This window comes from Streptomyces coryli (assembly GCF_011044975.1).
Taxonomy (GTDB): Bacteria; Actinomycetota; Actinomycetes; order Streptomycetales; family Streptomycetaceae; genus Streptomyces; species Streptomyces coryli.
Genome location: NZ_JAAKZV010000153.1, coordinates 1 through 19,331, shown reverse-complemented (window position 1 = coordinate 19,331; position 19,331 = coordinate 1). Strand labels below are relative to the sequence as shown.

Sequence of the window (19,331 nt, the reverse complement as noted above, 5' to 3'; positions counted from 1 at the left end):
GTGGTGGCGCGGTGGGGGGAGCCGGTGGCAGATCCGAAGCTGCCGGGAGATATCGCCGTACCGCCGCACATTGCCCGCCGCGCGGGCACGGTCGCGGGCTGATCCGACGCTGCGCGGCCTAGTGCGCCGCGCGGGCAGGGCCGCGGGCTGATCCCGCGCCGCGCGGGCATGGCCACGGGCCGCAACGATGCCGCCCGGCCCAGCCCACCGCGCGGACCAGTGCGCCGTAGGGGCTTAGTGCGCCGCGAGTCGCTCCACCAGCCCGATCGCTCGCGCCAGCAACTCCCGCTCCGCCCCCGTCAATTCCGCCTCGATCGCCCGCGCCAGCCAGTCCGCCCGGCGCTCCCGCTCCTCCTCCAGCAGCGCCCGCCCCGCGCCGGACAGCTCGACCAGGCTCTTGCGGCCGTCGGTCGGGTGCGCGCGGCGGGTGATCAGGCCCTGCTCCATGAGCAGGCCGACGGCCCGGGCCATGGACTGCGGGCGGACCCGCTGGTCGGCTGCCAGTTCGCTGGTGGTCATCGCGCCGCTGCGGTCCAGCGCGCCGAGGACGGCCACCTGGCCGAGCGGCATCTGGTCCTCGAGCTTTACGCGCCGGGTGAGCTTTCCCATCGCGGTACGCAGCTCAGCCGCGACGGCGGCGGATTCCGGAAGGGGCATACCGAACTTTAACGCAGCACAGCTGCACAGCAGGACTGCGCAGCAGAACTGCACAGCACAACTGAATAGCAAAACTAAACAGCACTGCTGTAGAGTCGGCCATGCCGGGCCAAGCGCCACCGTCGCCGCAGCCCGAGCCCGGCACGTACGACAACGGGAAGGGCTCCCATGACTGCCATCACCTCCGTCACCGGCCGCAGCATCCTCGACAGCCGGGGCAACCCCACCGTCGAGGTCGACGTGGAGCTCGCGGACGGCTCCCTCGGCCGCGCCGCCGTCCCCTCCGGCGCCTCGACCGGCGCCCGCGAGGCCGTAGAACTCCGCGACGGCGACCAGGACCGCTGGCACGGCAAGGGCGTCGACCAGGCGGTACGTAACGTCAACACCGAGCTTGCGGCCGCCGTCACCGGCCGCGACGCCGAGGACCAGGCCGGCCTCGACGCCGCCCTCGTCGCCACGGACGGCACCCCCGCCAAGTCCCGGCTCGGCGCCAACGCCCTCCTCGGCGTCTCGCTCGCCACCGCGAAGGCCGCGGCCGCCGCCCACCGCCTGCCGCTCTACCGCTACCTCGGCGGCGCGGACGCCCGGGTGCTGCCCGTACCGATGATGAACATCGTCAACGGGGGCGCGCACGCCGACAATCCGCTGGATTTCCAGGAGTTCATGATCGCCCCGATCGGCGCGCAGACCTTCGCCGAGGCCGTCCGGATGGGCTCCGAGATCTTCCACACCCTCCGCCGCGACCTCCTCGCCGCCGGCCACTCCACGGGCGTCGGCGACGAGGGCGGCTTCGCCCCCGCGCTGCGCACCGCCGAGGAGGCCCTCGACTTCGTGGTGCGGGCCGTCGAGCGCGCCGGCTACCGGCCGGGCACCGACATCGGCCTGGTGATGGACCCGGCGTCGTCCGAGTTCTTCCGCGACGGGGTCTACGACTACACCGGGGAGGGCGTACGGCGCACCCCCGCCGAACAGGCCGACTACCTGGTCAAGTTGATCGACGCCTACCCCATCGTGTCGATCGAGGACCCGATGGCCGAGGACGACCTGCCGGGCTGGCGAGACCTGACCGAACGGGTCGGCGCCCGCTGCCAGCTCACCGGCGACGACGTCTTCTGCACGAACGAGACCCTCCTCCGCGAGGGCATCGCCACCGGCGTCGCCAACTCCATCCTGGTGAAGGTCAACCAGATCGGCACCCTGACCGAGGCCCTGGCCACCGTGGCCGCCGCTCACCGCGCGGGCTACACCGTCGTCATGTCGCACCGCTCGGGCGAGACCGAGGACACGACCATCGCCGACCTGGCGGTGGCCACGGGCTGCGGCCAGATCAAGACCGGCTCCCTCTCGCGCTCCGACCGCACCGCCAAGTACAACCAACTCATCCGCATCGAGGAGCAGCTGGGCGACACCGCGCGCTACGCCGGCGCGGAAGCGCTGCTCCGCTGACTGTCGATCGGCGGCGCGCCCGTTCGTCGGGGTGAGTGAGAGGGGCGGTCCTGGCCCCGTACCGGAGGAGATTCGAGATGGCGAAGTACCTGGTTCTCATTTACGGCGACGAGCAGCGGTGGGCGAACATGTCGCCGGCGGAGAGCGCACAGATCGACGAGGGACACCGTGCCTTTGCGGCCAAAGCGGGCGCGGCGATCCTCGGCTCCGGGCAGCTGCAGGCCTCCGGGACGGCCGTCACCGTCGGCGGCGCCGGCTCCGGCGACCGCCCGCTGATCAGCGACGGCCCGTTCATGGAGACGAAGGAGGTCATCGGCGGCTTCTACATCCTGGAGACCGCGGACCTCGACGAGGCAACCGCGCTCGCGAGCACCCTGACCGAGGCATCACACGACCACAGCGCCGTCGAAGTGCGCCCCCTGGTCGACCACGGCTGAGCCCGGCTCCGCCGGTCAGGAGTCCGCCGCCCGGGCTGCCGCCGACCGGGCCGCCGCGGCCCGGTCGATCAGGATCGGGAGGGCGGTGTGGCGCCAGAAGTGGAGCGAGACGGTGCCGTCGCTCATGCCGGAGCCGGTCGCCAGGTGCCGGAGGTAGCGGTGGTCGTCCAGGCCGGGCCGGGACGGCAGCTCCACGCCGGTGATGGCGGCGAATTCGGACTCCACGATGGTGCCGATGGCCGGCAGGAACCCGGGGATCGGCCGCCCGCGCAGCCGCTCCTGCAGCTGCTGCCACACCACCGGATCGCCGCGCAGCCCCCACCGTTCGGGACGGCGGACGAACAGCGCGTCCAGCGTGGGTTCATCCACCACGGCGACCTTTCCGACGAATAGGGCGAGCGCCTGACAGCGTACGCGGACCCGGAACGCGCCGACCGACCGCCCGGCCGGGGCAACCTGTCGTATTGACATGATCATGAGCAGTGATGAGCCTGGCATCTGCGCACAAATGTGCCGCATCACAGCAAGGGGGGCTCATGAGACGAAGAGCAAGCGCGGTGCTCACCGCGGCCGCACTCCTGGCGGGCGGGTTGCTCGCCGCACCGCCTGTCCAGGCGAAGGGGCCGGGGGCGGACCCGGCGGCCGCGGATGCCATCAAGGTCTTCCGCGCCGAGGTCACCAAGGAGCAGGTGCCGCTGCTGCTGAAGGCCGGCCAGGACGGGCATGAACTGGCCGAGCGCGCACCGCAGAAGGGCACCGCCGACGTCGAGCTGTATCTGACCGACAAGCAGGCCGACCGGCTCCGCGGGCAGGGCATCGAGATGCGCGAGCACGAGGTCTCCGCGGCGGCCCAGAAGAAGCTCGCGGCCGCCGGCGACGGCGTCTTCCGCCCGTACGGCGGAAAGGGCGGGCTCAAAGAGGAGATCGTCAAGACCGGCCAGGCGCACGACAAACTCACGAAGGTCGTGTCGATCGGCAAGACCGTCAAGGGCCAGGACATCCTCGCGCTCAAGGTCAGCAAGAACGCCGACCGCGCCCGCGACGGCTCCAAGCCCTCCACGCTCTACCTGTCCAACCAGCACGCCCGCGAGTGGATCACTCCCGAGATGACCCGCCGCATGATGCACCACTACCTCGACAACTACGGCAAGGACCCGAGGATCACCAAGATCGTCGACAGCACCGAGCTGTGGTTCGTCCTCTCCGCCAACCCGGACGGCTACGACTTCACGCACGCGACCGACGGCAACCGCCAATGGCGCAAGAACATGCGGGACAACGACAAGGACGGCACCCACACCGCCGCCGACGGCGTCGACCTCAACCGCAACTTCGCCTACAAGTGGGGCTACGACAACGAGGGTTCGTCCCCCGACTTCTCCAGCGAGACCTATCGCGGCACCACCCCGATGTCCGAGCCCGAGACGGCGGCGATGGACCGCTTCCAGAAGCGGATCGGCTTCACGTACGGGATCAACTACCACTCCGCTGCCCAGCTGCTGCTCTACGGAGTGGGCTGGCAGGTGGCCACGCCGTCCCCGGACGATGTGCTGTACCGGGCCCTTGCCGGCACACCGGAGAACTCCGCGGTGCCCGGCTACCGTCCGCAGATCTCGTCCGAGCTGTACACCACCAACGGCGACACGGACGGTCACGCGGCCAACGTCAACGGCGCGGCGATGTTCACGCCGGAGATGTCGACCTGCCAGACCATCTCCAACCTCGATCCGAACGACCCCTGGAAGCCCGAGGACTGCGCCTCGGTCTTCACCTTCCCGGACGACGAGAAGCTGATCCAGGACGAGTTCACCAAGAACATCCCGTTCGCGCTCGCGGTCGCCGAGACCGCGATGCACCCCGACCAGCCGTCCTCACCGGTCGGCATCGACGCGCCGGACTTCACGGCCGACACGTTCGCCACCTCGTACGCCCGGGGCGCGGACCAGGAAGTGTCCGTCACCGCCCGCAAGTCGGTGCGCGACAAGGAGCTCAACTACCGCATCAACGGCGGCCGTACGCACGACGAGGACCTGGACTCCTGGCGCGGCGGTGAGCGCTTCGGCGGCGAGGACAACCTCTACTTCGACGAGTACCGCGAGAAGGTCGAGGACGCCGGTCCGGGCGACAAGGTCGAGGTCTGGTACACCGGCCGTACGCAGAAGGGCGAGCGGGTCTCCAGCGAGCACTTCACGTACACCGTCGCCGAGCGGCCCCGCGCCTCCACCCTCGTGGTGGCGGAGGAAGGCGCCGCCCAGAAGCACGCCCAGAAGTACGTGGACGCGCTGAAGGCCAATGGCCGCAGCGCGGTGGTGTGGGACGTCGCCACCCAGGGCGCTCCGCATCCGCTGGCGGTCCTGGCGCACTTCTCCACCGTGGTGCACTACACGGGCGACCCGGCACCCGGCGGTCCCACGACCCTGGCGATACGGGCGTACCTCAACGAAGGCGGCAAGGTCGTCGTCGCCGGCGAGCGCGCCGGCGGGAACGTCCGCCTCGGACGCGCGAATTCCAACGACTTCGCGCAGTACTACCTGGGTGCGTACGAGCGCCTCACGGCGCCCGGCGCCACCACCTTCGACGGTGACGGCGCCCTGGGCGGCGTCGACACCCCCGTCACGGGAGCCGAGGGCAATCCGCTGGACAGCGCCGGCCGCTACACGGTCACCTCGGACACCCTGCCGGCGGATGAGTTCCCGCAGTTCAGGAGCGCGCAGGCGGGCTCGTATCCCGGCGTGGCCAACCCGTACGCCCCGTACGAAGGCGCGGGCATGGCCTCGTCGGTGCACGCGGACAGCGACTGGCAGCGGCTCACCCGGACCATCGACCTGACCGGGGTGAGCGCGGCCGACGCGCCGGAGCTGCGGCTGGCCGCGAACTGGAACGTCGAACCCGGCTACGACCACGCGCTGCTCGAAGCGCGCACGGACGGCGGCGACGACTGGACGACGCTGGCCGACAAGAACGGCAACACCTCGCAGACCGTCCCCGAGGAGTGCGGGGCCGGGTTCTTCATGGAGGACCATCCGTTCCTGTCCCGCTATCTCACCCGCAGCGGCAGCACCTGCACCGCGAGCGGTACGAGCGGCGCCTGGAACTCCCTGACCGACGCCTCCGACGGCTGGAAGCCACTGGCCTTCGACCTCAGCGCGTACGCGGGGAAGAAGGTCGAGGTATCCCTGAGCAAGGTCACCGACCCGTCGTCCGGGCTGCGCGGCGTCTTCGCCGACAACGCCCAGGTGGTGGTGGGCGGCGAGGTCAAGGAGACCGAGGGCTTCGAGACGTCGCTCGGCGCCTGGAAGGTGTCACCACAACCGCCAGGAAGCGCCAACATCACGGGCGACTGGTCCCGCACCGGCGAGCTCTACAAGCCGTATGCGGCAGTCACGACGCGCGACAGCGTCCTGATCGGCTTCGGGCTGGAACACATCCCGTCCCAGCCGGCCCGTAACCAACTCATGGGGAAGGCGCTTGCGGCGCTGAGCCGCTGACGGCTGACCCGCTGACAGTCACGGAACCCCGGCCCGGCTGCCACCAGCAGCCGGGCCGAGGTCGTCAGCCGGTGGGCTCGTCGGCCGGGCAGGTGGTGCCCTCGGGTGGCAGCGTGCCGGACGCGTAGAAGGCCGTGATCTTCTTCGCGACGCAGGGCGAGCCATTGGCGCCATGGCCCACGCTGTCGTACGTCACCAGCGTGGCGCCGAGCTTCCGCGCGGTCTCCTCGGCCCATTCGTACGGGGTCGCGGGGTCGATCCGGGTCCCGATGGCCAGGATCTCCGGGCCGCGGGGGCGGTCGATCCCGCGGATGAAGCCGGTGCCCGCCGGCCACCCGGCGCAGGTGGCGGCCAGGCCGCCCACCATGGGGGCGAAGTAGGGGTACTCAGCGGTCAGCCGCTTGCGTTCCTCCGCCGTCACCCGCGCGGGGTCGGCCGGCCGGACCGGGTCGTCCTGACAGTTGACGGCGATCAGGGCTTCCGTGCCGCCGCCCTCCAGGACGCTGTCCATCCCCTGATTGAAGCCGGCCAGGATCTCCGGGTCGCCGGACCGCACCAGCCGCGCCAGGCCCTGCTCCAGCTGCGGCCAGAACGAGCGGGAGAGGAGGGCGGCCCAGATGGCGTTGCGCAGGTCAGGCGCGGTGAAGTCCTTCCCGCCCGGCATACGGACCGGTGCCGCCGTCAGCCGGTCGGTCTCGGCCTCGATGGTGCCGCGGACCTGATCGGCGGTGGTGCCGAGGGCGCAGCCCGCCCGGGCGGCGCAGTCCGCCGCGAAGGCGTCCAGGGCCTGCTGTGAGGCCCGGGCCAGGGCCCGGCCGTCGCGCTCGGCCGGCAGGTCCAGGGTGTCCACGGCGTCCAGCACCATCCGCCCGGTCCGGTCGGGGAACCGGCCCGCGTAGGTGGCGCCGAGCCGGGTGCCGTACGAGATGCCGAAGTAGTGGAGCTTCTGCTCGCCGAGCGCCTGCCGCAGGACGTCCAGATCGCGCGCGGTGTCGAGGGTGCCGACGTGGTCGATGACCGGCCCGTTGTCGCGGTGGCAGGCCGCCGCGTACTCCTTCGCGCCGGCCACATCGTCGGCGGCGTCCCCGGGCGCCGGTGCGTTCTCGACGAGCTCCCGCTCGAGCCGGTCCTCCGCGGCCTCGTCGCCGCAGCGCAGGGGCGAGCTGCGGCCGACGCCGCGGGGGTCGAAGCTGACCAGGTCGTAGCCGGGGGCGAGGCGGGAGCCGTGCTCGCGGAAGCCGGGCAGGGAATCGACTCCGGAGGCGCCGGGCCCGCCGAAGTTGGTGACTACGGAGCCCTTGTCGTTCTGCTGCCGGTGGAAACGGGCCAGCGCGATCTTGATGGTGCCCTGCGCGGGCTCGGCGTAGTCGACCGGGACGGTGAGCTTGGCGCACTGCATGCCTGCGGCGGCGTCGCCCTCCGTATTCCTGGGGCGGTCCTGGCCGGTGCAGGCGGCCCACCGGATCCGCTGGTCGTAGAAACGGCCGAGATCCGGCTTGGCTTCCGCGCAGCCGCCGAGCAGCGCGGGGGCGAGGAGGGCGAGTGCCGCGGTGGTGCTGGATGCGGCGGCCCGCCGCGATATGCCAGACGTACCTTTTGTGCTCATTTGAGGTCAGGCTAGGGCGGGTCCCGCGCCTCCGCACGCCGACTGGCCCCCGGTGCTGCTCTCTCGCGCTGCGCCGCCGCCCGGCCGGCCGTAGCGTCGCTGTTGTACGCGCACTCCTCTCCAAGGACAGCAGTCATGCGAGGCAGCAGCAGCCGACTCGTCGTCGTCGGGCTGGCGGCGGGCGGTGTCCTGCTCGCCGGGTGCGGCATGGGCACCGCCTCCCGGCAGGTGACCTCGGACGACGACCTCGCCCGGTTCCACGACCAAAAGGTGGACTGGAAGCCGTGCCCCGCGGCCGACGTCCCCCAGCCTCAGCAAGACCAGGACGAGCCGCCGGAGTTCGAGTGCGCGTCGGTCACCGTCCCCCTGGATTACGACCGGCCGGACGGCAAGCGGATCGAGCTGGCGCTCAACCGCCTGCCCGCGACCGACCGGGACCACCGCCTCGGCCCGCTGCTGACCAACCCCGGCGGGCCTGGCGAGTCCGGCCTGGAGTACGTCTACCAGACCGCCCCTGACCAGCTCAGCAGCAAGCTGCGGGCCCGCTACGACATCATCGGCATGGACCCGCGCGGCGTCGGCAGGAGCAGCCCGGTGCGCTGCATGACGTACCGCGAATACTCCCGTCTCCAGCAGCGGGAGACCGACCCGGCAAAGGTGGCGGAGGCCTTCGCGCGGAGCTGCGAGAAGAAGTCCGGCGACCTGTTGCCCTTCGTCGGCAGCGACAACGCCGCCCGCGACCTCGATGTCGTCCGCGCCGCCCTGGGCGCGGACAAGCTCGACTACCTCGGCTTCTCGTACGGCACCGAGCTCGGGCAGTTCTACGCCGAGCAGTTCCCTCGCCGGGTCGGCCGCATGGCGCTGGATTCGGTCGTCAACCCGACCACGGCCCGCGACTATGCCGCCCGCGCGGTGGCGTTCGAAACCGCCCTGGGCGTCTTCGTGCAGTCCTGCCTGGACAAGGGCCACTGCCCGATGGGCAGCCGCCGCGCCGCGGTGCTGGCGAAGATCGACGGCCTGGTCGACCGGGCGCGGTCCAAGCCGCTGGCGACCGGCCGCGGCACCCCGCCGGTCGGCGCCGAGACCCTCGTACAGGGCATCTACCAGGCCATGTACCAGGAAGGCGCATGGCCCGCCCTGTCCAAGGCGCTGGCCGCCGCCTTCGCCGGCGACGGCCGCCCGCTCGGCGCCTTCCTCGAGGCCGGCGACGGAAGCCCCGACCCGGACGAGGACGCGGTCGGCGGCAACTCCGCCGTCGACTGCATCCAGCACCGCCCCGAGGACCGCACGCCCGAGGCGGTCAGGGAGTCGATCGCCGAAGCCGGGCGCGACGCCCCGCTGTTCGGCAGGGAGTTCGCGGCCGGCGCCATCTGGCGGTGCGCGAAGTGGCCGGCGCCCTCCATCCCGCTGGCAGGCCGCGCGCTGACGGCCGAGGGCGCACCGGAGATCCTGCTGGTCAACAACCGTAACGACCCGGCCACCCCGGTCAGCGGCGCCCGCGGCGTAGAGGGCCAGCTCGCGGACGCCACCCTGGTCACCAACGACTCCGGCGGCCACCTCTTCTACCCGAAAGGCCGCTGCACGCAGCAGGTGGTCGACGACTTCCTGCTGCGCGGCAAGCTCCCGGCCGGGAACAAGACGTGCCACGACAGGGACGCTTAGGAGAGCACTGCCGCGAGGCCCTCCCGTAGATCCTTCACGAAGTACTCGGGGACTTCGAGCGCCGCGAAATGCCCCCCGGCCTCGGGCGTCCGCCAGCGGACGATCTGCCGGTACCGCTGTTGTGCCCAAGGACGCGGGCACTTCTCGACATCGCGCGGGTACATGGTGAGCGCCGACGGGACATCGACCCGGAGTTCGGGATCCAGCGAGTTGTGGCTCTCGTAATAGATACGGGCCGCCGACGCACCGGTCCGCGTCAGCCAGTACAGCGTGACGTCATCAAGAACCCGGTCGATGGAAATCCTCTCGAACGGGCTGTCCTCGGTGTCCGACCACTCGGCGAACTTGTCGAGGATCCAGGCCAGCAGCCCGACCGGCGAGTCGACAAGCGAGTAGCCGATGGTCTGCGGCCGGGTCGCCTGCAGCTTCGCGTACGCCGCGCGCTGCCGCCAGAAATCCCGGGTCTCCTCGGCCCACTCACGCTCGACCGCCGTCAGCCCGTCCATCGCCAGCCCGGGCGGCCCCTCCGCGAACGTGGTGTGGATCCCGAGCACATGCTCAGGGAACCGCCCGCCGAGCACCGTGGTGATATTGCCGCCCCAGTCACCGCCGTGGGCAGCGAACTTGTCGTAGCCGAGCCGCCCCATCAACTCCACCCAGGCAGCCGCGATCTTCTCGGTCCCCCACCCGGTGGCGGCCGGCCTGTCGCTGTACCCAAACCCCGGCAGCGAAGGAACCACGACGTGAAACGCCGGCGCGTCGGCATCCTCCGGATCCGCCAACTCCTCCACGACATCCACGAACCGGACGATGCTGTCCGGCCACCCGTGCGTCAGCAGCAGCGGAGTGGCGTCCGCCCGCGCGGACCGGCGGTGCAGGAAGTGGATACCCAGACCATCAATGGTCGTACGGAACTGCCCGATCTGCTCGAGCCGCTTCTCGAACGCCCGCCAGTCGTACGTGGTGCGCCAGTAATCCACCACATCGACGAGGTCGGCGAGCGGAACGCCCTGGTCCCAGCGCCGGGGATCGGGCGCCGGCCGCTGAACGGTCTCAGCCTCCGGCAACCGCACCGCGGCCAGCCGAGCCCGCAGATCATCGAGGTCGGCGTCGCTCGCGCGGGCTTCAAACGCGTGCACGTCGTCGCTGCTCGGACGGGACATGAGACCTCCTGGCTGGACGCAAGAACCGGCTAAGACGGTTCTAGCATTTCTCGCTCGCGCCGCGCAACCGGCTAAGCTGGTTCCATGCGCACCGGCTTCCCTGACTTCCGCCTCGGCAACGTGCTGTCGACCAGCTTCACGGGCACGCTGTCGGAGCGTCACGGCGATCCTGTGGAGCGCATCCCGACACCGCAGCGCTTGATCGACTGGCTGGCGGAATACGACCTCGCAGTGGACTCCTGCACCCCCGCCCAGCTGGAACTGGCCCGGGACCTACGGGAGTCGATCCACGCCGCCGCAACAGCGGCCGCGCTCCAGGAGGCTCTCCCCGCGCCGGCCGTAAAGATCATCAACGACCGCAGCGCTCAGGGCAGGGCCGCAGCCGTCCTGACCCCGGAAGGCGCCCGCCAATGGCGCCTAAGCCCGGCCTCCCTCGTAGAAGATGCCCTGAGCGTGATCGCCGCCGACGCCATCAGCATCCTCGCCGGCGAACGCGACGGCCGCCTGGCCCTCTGCGCCTCCCCCACCTGCCAAGCCGCCTTCTTCGACACCAGCCAAAGCCACACCCGCAAATGGTGCGACATGAACACCTGCGGCAACCGCCAGAAGAAGGCCCGCTACAACGCCGCCCACCGCAAATCCCCAAGCCGGGCGAAGTAACCAACGCCGCCTCCGGTTTGGGTGTTGCCCCGTCAGGTCCTACAAGCTTCAACGCCTTCTTTGCGGGGCTTATTGGTGGTTCGGGGCTGCAACCGTCCAAGACGGTGGCGTGACTCACGTCCGCCTTGTCTGCTACCGGCGGCTCGTCCTGTTTGAGGGCGTGGCGAGCAGGGTTCAAGACCACGTAAACAAGCGGGCGGCGCGACACCCGACCTTGGAGATCAACAGCCTTTGACGGTCAGAACCAGAAGAAGCCGATATTTCACCGGCCGCCGGACTCTCGTCGTCGCAGTGGCCGCCGTCGTCGTCGCGGCCGGTGCCGCGGTCGGTGTGCCGATGGTCGGCGACATGCGGGCCGAGGAGAGATGCGACAAGATCCTCGACCGTTTCGCCAAGAAGGCCGCCGCGGCCCGCCGTTACAGCGACCATCTCGTCGCCGAGTTCTACCGCGTCCCCGCGGAGTGCACCGGGCGAGCGGCCGAGCGCGGCATGCTCGGCCCAAAGGGAACGTGGAAGCCCGCCGATGCCCGCTGACGAGCCCCGTGACGTGCCGTCGTTGCCGCGTGGCCGGTGGCGGTGGTGGCTCCAGTGAGCAGCCGACCGCAGACCGCACTTCGCCGGCTCAACAGGCCCCGGGTGTGGCTTGCTGCCGTGTCTGCCGCCATCGCCGTCGTACTGGCTGTGGCGGGGACCTGGTTCGCCCGATTGCAGCCGATACAACAAGGCTCGACGTGGATGAAGCCGATGTCATCCGGCGATGCGTGGGAGCTTGAGAATTCCGCCCTGACGCTGGGCGCCGGGCACAGCCACAACATCCTGGTGCGGCAGGAGCCGAGGGCAGAGATCACCATGCGGCTGACGCTGCGCAATGACAGCTCACTCGACCTGAAGGTCATCGACCCCGAGCCGGCGCTCGCGGCCAAGCGCGCTCAGAGCCCGGTGGCGATCTGGCAGCCGCAGTCTTTGCGGTTCAGCGCCGACATCTTCAGCGACAAGCCCGCGGGCAAGCTCACGCCGCCCTTCACCCTGGCCCCGGGCGAGGAGATGCGGGTGGAGTTCACGAGTACGATCGGCGACCCCGACCGGCGCTTTCAGCGTAATTCGGATGGCGTGGCCACCTTGAGCGGTATCGAGGTGCCGCTGCGATTCAGCTGGTTCGGCATCCCCCGCACCCAGAACGTGCCGCTCGACGTGCAGATCGCGATCTCGCCGCACGCCGAGGACTACCTGAAGCCCAAGGCCGACAAGATCAACACTCCCGCCCGCTGAGACAGCTCCACTGGCGCCGTCATCATCGTGCTTGGCGTGCTCGCCGGCGGCCCAGGCGGTGAACGCCGGCCTGGACAACACAACGGCCCGGCTTGGGAATGACACAGCTTTCGCGGGCTGATCTTCGATCGTTCGCTGAACTGGTTGGCGAGGTCGGCCCGTTCCGGGGCGCCGAGCCGAGGTGCGCCTGCCTCACGACCACGAAGTCCCAGGCCACAACCACTATCTGAGCTCTCTGTCGAACCCGGAACGGTTCACTTCAGCGCGTCCCGGTGCCTTCGGCGGTCGTTTCGGCGAGGAGGTGGGAGTTCTCCTGGTAGGCGGCGGTGAGTTTGACCTTGCTGAAGCGCCAGCCGTGCTCGGTGCGTACTGCCTCGTTGTCGTAGAACCCCACGACCAGCCACCGGTTGGGACCGCCGCCTGCGACCTCGTCGGGGACCCAGTGCTCGGCGCGGACGTGGGCGTGGGCGGTGGCGCGGTCGCCGTTGATGGTGACGACGTGGCCGGTGATGGAGTGGTGCGTGGCAACGAACGGTTCGAAGGAACCGCGAAGTGCGGCGGCGTAGTCCCGCAGTGGCGTTTCCAGGGGCGGCATCCCGGTGACGGACTGAAAGTCCATGGTGAAAGGGTCAGCGTGGACGAGCGGGGGCAGTTCGTCGAAGTTCTTCGTGTCGGCGATGTCGGCGTAGCGGCCGAAGAGTTCGATGATGTCTGCGCGGTCGGCTTCGAGGGTCATGAGGTGTTCCTTTCGTTGTGGTCACTGCTTGGGTGTGTGGCTACCGGGAGACGACGCGGTCCATGAGCCGGGTGGGCATGAGGCGGTTGAGCGGGAGGGTGAACGCTGCGTCCGGCCCGAGGCCGTAGCGGGCGCGGGGGCGCTTGGTCGTGGTGATCTTCGCGATCTTGCGCGCGGCCTTCTCCGCGGTGATGGCGCGTTGCAGGAACGAGGCCTGGAACTGCACGGTCGAGGAGATCAGGTCTCCGTAGAGGTCGGCGTGTTCAGGCTTCATGCGCTCGGCGAGTTCGAGTGAGAGCGGCCCGCTGCGGTCGGCCATCGGGGTCTTCACCCCGCCGGACTGGACGATGACGACCTGAATGCCCTGAGCGGCGACTTCCCGGCGCAGGGCGTCGCTGGCGGACTCGAGGGCGGCTTTGCTGCCCGCGTATGCGCCGTAGATGGGGAGCGCGACTTCCGCACCGACGGAGCTGATGTTGACGACCCGGCCCTTGCTCTGCCGCAGCGCCGGCAGCAGGGCCTGGATGACGGCGATGTGCCCGAAGAGGTTGACCTCGAACTGCTCCCGCCACGTATCGAGCGGGAGTACTTCGACGGGGGCGTTGATCTCGATTCCGGCATTGTTGATCACTGCCCGCAACGGCCGCTGCCGCGGATCATCGGCGACCCGGGCAGCAAGGGCCTCGATGTGCTCGCCGACGGTGATGTCCAGGATGACCGGCTCGATGCGCTCATCACGGATCGCGTCCGCATCCTCGTCGCGTCGGACGCCGGCGAGGACGTGGTAGCCGCGGGAGGCGAGTTCGCGGGCGGTGGCTGCCCCGATCCCGGTCGATGCCCCGGAGATGACGATCAGCTCGTTCTTGACTCGGTTCATCGTCCCGCCTCCTCTCGCGGCCGGTCCGCAGGGAGAGTGAAGGCGGTACCGGTGAGCTCCTCGGATGCCTGCCACAAGCGGCGCGCGTTCTCAGCGTTCCGCGTCTTGGCCGCGGGCTTGGCGGGGGAGGGCGCGCCGCGCATCCCCAGCAGGCGGCTCGGGCCGATGTAGCTGTCACCGGGGATGTCTGCGGTCGCGGCGTAGAGGCTCGGGAGCGCCCCGGCTTCGGCCGAGTGCGCGATCGACTGAACGATCGACTTCTCCACCCGGTACCGCAGTCCGCGGCCTTCGACGTTCATCAGGTTCGTCGTCGCGATGCCTGGGTGTGCCACGACGGAGATCACCGAGGAGCCGGCGGCGGAAAGCTTCCGTTGCAGCTCGTGGGCGAACAGGTGGTTCGCGAGCTTGGACTGACCGTAGGCGCCGTAGGGGCGGTATCGCCTCCGGTGCCAGTTGAGGTCGGTGACATCGACCTTGCCGATGAGGTGCACGAGCGACCCGACGGTGACGACCCGGTCGCGCACCTGCGGCAGGAGCAGGTTCGTCAGAGCGAAGTGGCCGAGATGGTTCGTCCCGAACTGGGACTCGAACCCGTCCACGGTGCGCGTCAGCGGCGGGATCGAGATCCCCGCGTTGTTGATCAGCACGTCGATCGGGCCGGTGAACGACTCCGCGAACTCACGGACCGACGAGAGGTCGGCCAGGTCGAGGCGGCGCACCTCGGTATTGACGCCCATCGCCGCGGCAGCGGCTCGCCCCTTCTCCTCGCTGCGGACCGCAAGGATCACGCGGGCGCCTTTCCCGGCGAGCACGGTCGCGGTGACCCGGCCTACTCCACCGTTGGCACCGGTGACGACGATCGTGCGTCCGCCTTGCGGTGGAATGTCGGCTGCGGTGAATGAAGTCATGGATTCAATGTAGGCACTGACAACAATGTTGTCAAAGGCTACATAGTGCGACTAAAGTGGCGCCCATGGTCGACCAGCCCGAACAGAGCCGCTACCACCACGGCGACCTGCGGACCGCCCTCCTCGAGGCTGCGGAGCGCAGCATCCGGGATAGCGGCGTGAGTCAGCTCTCACTGCGTGACCTCGCCCGCGAAGTAGGCGTCAGCCATGCCGCCCCACGTCGGCACTTCCCGGAACGCCAGGACCTCCTCGACGCCCTGGCGGAGAGGGGCTATGCCCGACTGGGCGAGAGCATCCGCGAAGCCGTGTCCGACCATGACAGCGAGTTCCCCGAGCGAATGCGCCGCGCCGCATCCGCATTCGGCCACTTCGCCACCGGCAACCCGGCCCTGCTGGAGTTGATGAACGCCACCAAGCACCGGCCTGGGGCATCGAGCGTGCCCCAGTCCTCCGCAGCGGCATTCGCGCCGATCCTGGATCTCATCTGCGAGGGCCAGGAGAACAAGGCTCTCCGCAAAGGCTCGCCTGAAGAGATCGGCCTCATCATCTACGCCACGATCAACGGCATCACCACCCTGGTCAACGCCGGAGCGATCAGCGCAGAGCGCCTCGACGACCTGACCATCACCGCTGTGAATCAATTTCTCCGGGGAGCGGCGCCGTGACGGAGGCCCCGACGCACGCCTGAGAGAGCGCCGGGGCGGGGAGAACTGGTCAGTGGTGCTCGGTGACTTCGCTCGTTGTTCACGGGCCCACCAGCGCAGCGGGTGCAGGGTGCGCGAGCGGCGGTCGAAGGGGGCCACCGCCGCCGCATCACCGCGTACCAGTCGCGCGGGCAGGACCCACTTGTTCATCTATTGGAGCGTTGACCTGCGGATTGACCCGAGTCGGCGATCGCCGGAGCGTCAGTGCGTCACTGGCATTCTCCGTGGTTCCCCGGCCTATCGGGCACGTGACGGGCACGAGCGGCCTTCGTTTCCGGGGAGCCCTACCACCAGCAGTACCTCGCGCTGTGCCGGCTGCTGCCTGATCGGTCCCTCAGCCTCGGTGCCCGTGCTCCCGATGTGAGGTGCGGGCACCTTGCCGTCTGCCCGAGGTAGGCCGACAGGGCGTGCTGCACTTCTGTGCTGCACCGCAGTCGGCTCGCTGCGCAGCATCTACTATGGGCCGGTCGTCAGTTGAGGCATCGCCAGGGGCTGAGCTAACGCTTGTCCTCGTCCTCGTTTCGGCCGCAGTGGTTCGGTTCATCGTTCTGGTCCTTGCAGGAACTCCAGAAATAGAAACGCCGAAAGCTGCTGTTGGCCATTCTCGAAGTGGTCGTGACGGTCGTGGACGGGTTCATTGTCTGGCTCCTGGTGCATCCCCTGAGCTGACGAACCAGGCTTCATGACCCAGTCAAGTGGGCCAACTGAAGGCTCTTGAGCCCTAGTTTGGAAGATCAGTGCGTCACCAGCACTCTGATCAGGCAGTTCTCTGACCTGGGCCTATGTGGCTACGTGTCCTCGGACAACTGCCGTTCCCCGTGGTTTCCCCGTCCGGTCTGGCACGTCTGTGGCATACCTGCGGCTGCATGGCGTCGCGTGGCGCCCCTACCGGTCCAGCCGTGGGTCGGAGGGGCGCCAGCACGTCAGTGGCCTCGAATGACTTCGAACCGCCGCCTCCAACGCGTCTTCTACACCTCGTCCTGGCTCTCGCTCGCCGCCGCGTCAACGTCCTCTGGGCCCTTCTGCGCGACGGACGGCGCTACGAGCCGGCTCCGCCGGCAAGGGCTGCCGCATAGGAAGGGACGCGACACGCTGCGCGCGGCCAGTTGGCCGGACCGACCCCGTCAGACCAGGCAAAACTCGTGACCTTCCGGGTCTGCCATCACCACGTGATCCGGCCTGCCCTGCAACTCGTACTCGCGGACCACGGTCGCGCCCGCAGCGGTCAACCGCTCCACCGCCTCGACCACGCGCGGCCAGCGCACCTCCCACGGAGTTTCACGGCCGCCACCAACTTGCACGTCGATATGCAGCCGGTTCTTCGCCACCTTCGGCTCCGGCACCTTCAGGAAGGACAAGGTGGGGCCCACGCCGTCCGGATCTGAGAGGTACGCCCCGTCATCCCACTCGTCCTCCGGAACCTCATGATGCGAGAACCACTCCTCCCAGTTCCCGAACCCTGCGGGCGCGGGCTTCTCCTCATAGCCCAACGCCAGCGCCCAGAACGCGGCCAGTTTCCCCGGGTACGCGCAGTCGATCGTCAAGCTCCACTTGGTCGCCATGAGCCCTCCCCAGTCGGATGAACGGACTGTACTGCGCACCTCCGACACATCCTGCCCGCTACCTCAAGCGTGTGCCGCGGCTTGACGAACGGCATTAGGAATCGATGAGACTGCTCAACCTTCGCTGAGACAGGACATCAAGGTGGGCCAGGCCGATGGAGCGCGAGGAGCGCGCGGCCCGCGAGCGGGCCGTCTTGATGATGTAGAGAAGGTGCTGCCAACCAGTTCCCAGCCTGGGTGTTGTGCCCCGCATGTCAGCGTTTGCGTAGGCGCCAGATGCACTCGACTGGCCAGTGCCGCGCCCAGGCGTGGGTTCGTGCACTCCAGTACGAGCTGGTCGCGTCGACAGCCGGACGGGGCTCGATCAGGTCGAGGACCTCAAGGCCGTTCGCGCGGAACAGCCGGATCCACCCGCCGTAAGGCAGGTTGAACGTCACCCCGTCATCGAGGTCGAGCCGGTAGAGGCTGAAGTAGTCGCGGTGCAGCGACTCGTCCGGGCCCTCAGCACCGTCTGGCCAGCACAGCTCCGAGAGCGGCGACATGTGCGAGAACGCCAACAGCCCGCCGGGCCGCAGCAGTCGGGCCGCTTCCGGGACGGTGCGGTAGGGATCAGCGAACGACAGCGCGCCGTGGTCACAGAACACCACGTCGAACGACTCGTCCGGCAGCGGTACGGACTCGGCGCTGGCTTGGACGAGCGGAAAGTCCAGCCCGGCTGCCGTCATCGCGTGCCGGGCGTGCTCGAGCTGGCGTTCCGACAGGTCCAGCGCGACCATCCGCGCGCCCTTGCGGGCCAGGCCGATCGACCACTGCGCGGCGCCGCAGCCGAACTCCAGGACGTCGAGCCCGGTGACCTCGCCGAGCACCTGCAGCTCCGCCTCGGGAAGGTTCCAGCCGCTCCAGGTCAACCCACCGTGCTCGGCCAGCGAAGCTCCGTGCTCGGCTTGGTACTGGTCCGCCCGGGTGTTCCAGTCGGCCTGATTGCGTGCGGCGTACTCGCTGACGCTGTCGGCCTGCTCGCTCATGGTCGACAGCATATTCCCGGCCGGCCGCGCGCAGCGTCCGCAGAAACGCCTGGACGACCGCCGGAACACCGAATCCGGCCGGAGTGTCAAGCATCACCCGAGACAGGACAGCTGTCTCGTGGCTGTCGACCGCTGCTGCTCCTCTGGCTTCAGGGCGCGCGGGAGCCTTGAGGCAATGCGTCATGCGTCATGCGTCGTGCTTGGTGATCTGCGCCCACCGCAGAGCTTCGCGGGTGAACCAGTCGAGCAGCTCGTCAGCCAGTTCGGTGAGGGTGCGGTCTGCAGACGGCAGAGCGAACCAGGTCAGATCTTCCAGCTGTTCCGGGCCTCCTGGTGAGTGGCCGTTGAGAGGCCCGCAGCGAAGACCTTCGGTGTCGACCTGGGCGCCAAGGGTGCGGACGACGGAACCGGTGTCGGGACGCGTTAGATCTGCCCAGATGAGCAGGCCTCCTGCTGCCTGAGTAGCAGGGCACTCAATCGCATCCCACACATAGAAGTCGTCCGCTGAAGGCAGCGGTGAAGGCCAGTCCGTTGCAGCTCGATCGGCCAACCGCTGGATGAGAGGGCGCCATCGATCAGGGAGCTCCCCTTCCTCAAGGCACTCCGCGAATACGCTCATCCCTCAGTGCTGGGGCAGGAGGGATCGGCCGTCATGGTTCCGCACATGCGGGCCGTCGTCCGTCAGCCACTCCACAGCTGTGGACTCCACCGATGCTGGATGGCCAGCAGTCGCCCGTCCTCGCGGACGACCGCGCCGGCGACGGACACCGAGTGGAGCGGCGTTGACCGGTCGTGGCGGGTGCTGTTACTCACGTCGAGGAGCTTAGGAGGAAGTAAGGACTGGTCTGCACAGCACGAAGGCCCAGTCTCGGGATCATGTCCCTGAGCTGGGCCTTATCTGTTGGAGCGGGTGACGGGAATCGAACCCGCGCTCTGAGCTTGGGAAGCTCATGTTCTACCATTAAACTACACCCGCGTGAGGCGCCCCGTGGGGTGCTCATCGTCGAGACACTGTACCTCATGTCGGGCGGGCGGCCGTAGTGGCTGGAGCCTGGTGGGTGGTGTCGGTCAGTGGTTTGAGGGCCCTCGCGGTGCGGGGGTCTTTGTCATGCTCCGGGGTGGGGATGGGGG

At 69.2% G+C, this 19,331-nt stretch carries 18 protein-coding genes, 1 tRNA gene and 1 pseudogene; 8 read left to right on the top strand and 12 right to left on the bottom strand.

Annotated elements, in window-relative coordinates; genetic code table 11:
• Window positions 1-234 precede the first annotated feature (234 nt).
• On the bottom strand, window positions 235-657 hold the full coding sequence (locus tag G5C51_RS27545) for a MarR family winged helix-turn-helix transcriptional regulator (RefSeq protein ID WP_165240934.1): 423 nt from the start codon (window positions 655-657) through the stop codon (window positions 235-237).
• Window positions 658-825: 168 nt separating this feature from the next.
• On the opposite strand from G5C51_RS27545, the gene eno reads away from it, so the two are divergent.
• Window positions 826-2,103, top strand: coding sequence for a phosphopyruvate hydratase (eno, locus tag G5C51_RS27540; protein WP_165240933.1), 1,278 nt, complete (start codon window positions 826-828; stop codon window positions 2,101-2,103).
• A 77-nt stretch (window positions 2,104-2,180) separates the two neighbouring features.
• Window positions 2,181-2,540: a YciI family protein gene (locus G5C51_RS27535; protein WP_165240932.1), complete on the top strand. Its 360-nt coding sequence runs from the start codon at window positions 2,181-2,183 to the stop codon at window positions 2,538-2,540.
• Window positions 2,541-2,555: 15 nt separating this feature from the next.
• Here G5C51_RS27535 and G5C51_RS27530 read toward each other — a convergent pair whose 3' ends face one another.
• Window positions 2,556-2,909, bottom strand: a complete 354-nt coding sequence (locus G5C51_RS27530; protein WP_165240931.1) for a hypothetical protein — start codon at window positions 2,907-2,909, stop codon at window positions 2,556-2,558.
• 167 nt (window positions 2,910-3,076) lie between these two features.
• Here G5C51_RS27530 and G5C51_RS27525 point away from each other — a divergent pair, with 167 nt between their 5' ends.
• Entirely contained in the window at window positions 3,077-6,028 is a 2,952-nt protein-coding gene (locus G5C51_RS27525; protein ID WP_165240930.1) for a M14 family metallopeptidase, read from the top strand.
• 64 nt (window positions 6,029-6,092) lie between these two features.
• Here the strand turns inward: G5C51_RS27525 and G5C51_RS27520 are convergent, their stop codons facing one another.
• On the bottom strand, window positions 6,093-7,634 hold the full coding sequence (locus G5C51_RS27520) for an alpha/beta hydrolase (RefSeq protein WP_165240929.1): 1,542 nt from the start codon (window positions 7,632-7,634) through the stop codon (window positions 6,093-6,095).
• Window positions 7,635-7,769: 135 nt separating this feature from the next.
• Between G5C51_RS27520 and G5C51_RS27515 the strand changes: the two genes are divergently transcribed.
• Entirely contained in the window at window positions 7,770-9,296 is a 1,527-nt protein-coding gene (locus tag G5C51_RS27515; RefSeq protein WP_165240928.1) for an alpha/beta hydrolase, read from the top strand.
• Here the strand turns inward: G5C51_RS27515 and G5C51_RS27510 are convergent.
• Entirely contained in the window at window positions 9,293-10,459 is a 1,167-nt protein-coding gene (locus tag G5C51_RS27510; protein WP_165240927.1) for an epoxide hydrolase family protein, read from the bottom strand. The genes G5C51_RS27515 and G5C51_RS27510 overlap by 4 nt on opposite strands.
• Before the next feature lie 84 nt (window positions 10,460-10,543).
• On the opposite strand from G5C51_RS27510, the gene G5C51_RS27505 reads away from it, so the two are divergent.
• From G5C51_RS27505 to G5C51_RS27495, 3 genes are all read left to right on the top strand, one after another.
• Window positions 10,544-11,119 carry a CGNR zinc finger domain-containing protein gene (locus G5C51_RS27505; protein WP_165240926.1) on the top strand — a complete coding sequence of 192 codons (576 nt, stop codon included), beginning with the start codon at window positions 10,544-10,546 and terminating at the stop codon, window positions 11,117-11,119.
• Between the two features lie 291 nt (window positions 11,120-11,410).
• The gene (locus tag G5C51_RS27500; RefSeq protein ID WP_165240925.1) at window positions 11,411-11,653 is read left to right on the top strand and encodes a hypothetical protein; all 243 of its coding nucleotides are present in this window, start codon (window positions 11,411-11,413) and stop codon (window positions 11,651-11,653) included.
• A gap of 117 nt (window positions 11,654-11,770) precedes the next feature.
• On the top strand, window positions 11,771-12,388 hold the full coding sequence (locus G5C51_RS27495; protein WP_165240924.1) for a hypothetical protein: 618 nt from the start codon (window positions 11,771-11,773) through the stop codon (window positions 12,386-12,388).
• 259 nt (window positions 12,389-12,647) lie between these two features.
• On the opposite strand, the gene G5C51_RS27490 is transcribed toward G5C51_RS27495, so the two are convergent.
• Genes G5C51_RS27490 through G5C51_RS27480 form a run of 3 tightly spaced genes read right to left on the bottom strand, consistent with a single transcriptional unit; the run spans window position 12,648 to window position 14,909 of the window.
• Window positions 12,648-13,124 (bottom strand): nuclear transport factor 2 family protein, encoded by a 477-nt coding sequence (locus G5C51_RS27490; protein WP_165240923.1) that lies wholly within the window; start codon window positions 13,122-13,124, stop codon window positions 12,648-12,650.
• 40 nt (window positions 13,125-13,164) lie between these two features.
• Entirely contained in the window at window positions 13,165-14,001 is an 837-nt protein-coding gene (locus tag G5C51_RS27485; protein ID WP_165240922.1) for an SDR family NAD(P)-dependent oxidoreductase, read from the bottom strand.
• Entirely contained in the window at window positions 13,998-14,909 is a 912-nt protein-coding gene (locus tag G5C51_RS27480; RefSeq protein ID WP_165240921.1) for an oxidoreductase, read from the bottom strand. The genes G5C51_RS27485 and G5C51_RS27480 overlap by 4 nt, the downstream gene beginning before the upstream one ends.
• Before the next feature lie 65 nt (window positions 14,910-14,974).
• Between G5C51_RS27480 and G5C51_RS27475 the strand changes: the two genes are divergently transcribed.
• Window positions 14,975-15,574: a TetR/AcrR family transcriptional regulator gene (locus tag G5C51_RS27475; protein WP_165240920.1), complete on the top strand. Its 600-nt coding sequence runs from the start codon at window positions 14,975-14,977 to the stop codon at window positions 15,572-15,574.
• Between the two features lie 1,163 nt (window positions 15,575-16,737).
• On the opposite strand, the gene G5C51_RS27470 is transcribed toward G5C51_RS27475, so the two are convergent.
• From G5C51_RS27470 to G5C51_RS27450, 5 genes and pseudogenes are all read right to left on the bottom strand, one after another.
• Window positions 16,738-17,175: a VOC family protein gene (locus G5C51_RS27470; RefSeq protein ID WP_165240919.1), complete on the bottom strand. Its 438-nt coding sequence runs from the start codon at window positions 17,173-17,175 to the stop codon at window positions 16,738-16,740.
• Between the two features lie 254 nt (window positions 17,176-17,429).
• Window positions 17,430-18,200: a class I SAM-dependent methyltransferase gene (locus G5C51_RS27465; RefSeq protein ID WP_165240918.1), complete on the bottom strand. Its 771-nt coding sequence runs from the start codon at window positions 18,198-18,200 to the stop codon at window positions 17,430-17,432.
• Window positions 18,201-18,387: 187 nt separating this feature from the next.
• Entirely contained in the window at window positions 18,388-18,819 is a 432-nt protein-coding gene (locus G5C51_RS27460; RefSeq protein ID WP_165240917.1) for a hypothetical protein, read from the bottom strand.
• A gap of 95 nt (window positions 18,820-18,914) precedes the next feature.
• Window positions 18,915-19,013 (bottom strand): annotated as a pseudogene (locus G5C51_RS43840) (NUDIX hydrolase); the annotation flags it as partial.
• Window positions 19,014-19,102: 89 nt separating this feature from the next.
• Window positions 19,103-19,176, bottom strand: a tRNA-Gly gene (locus G5C51_RS27450).
• Window positions 19,177-19,331 lie beyond the last annotated feature (155 nt).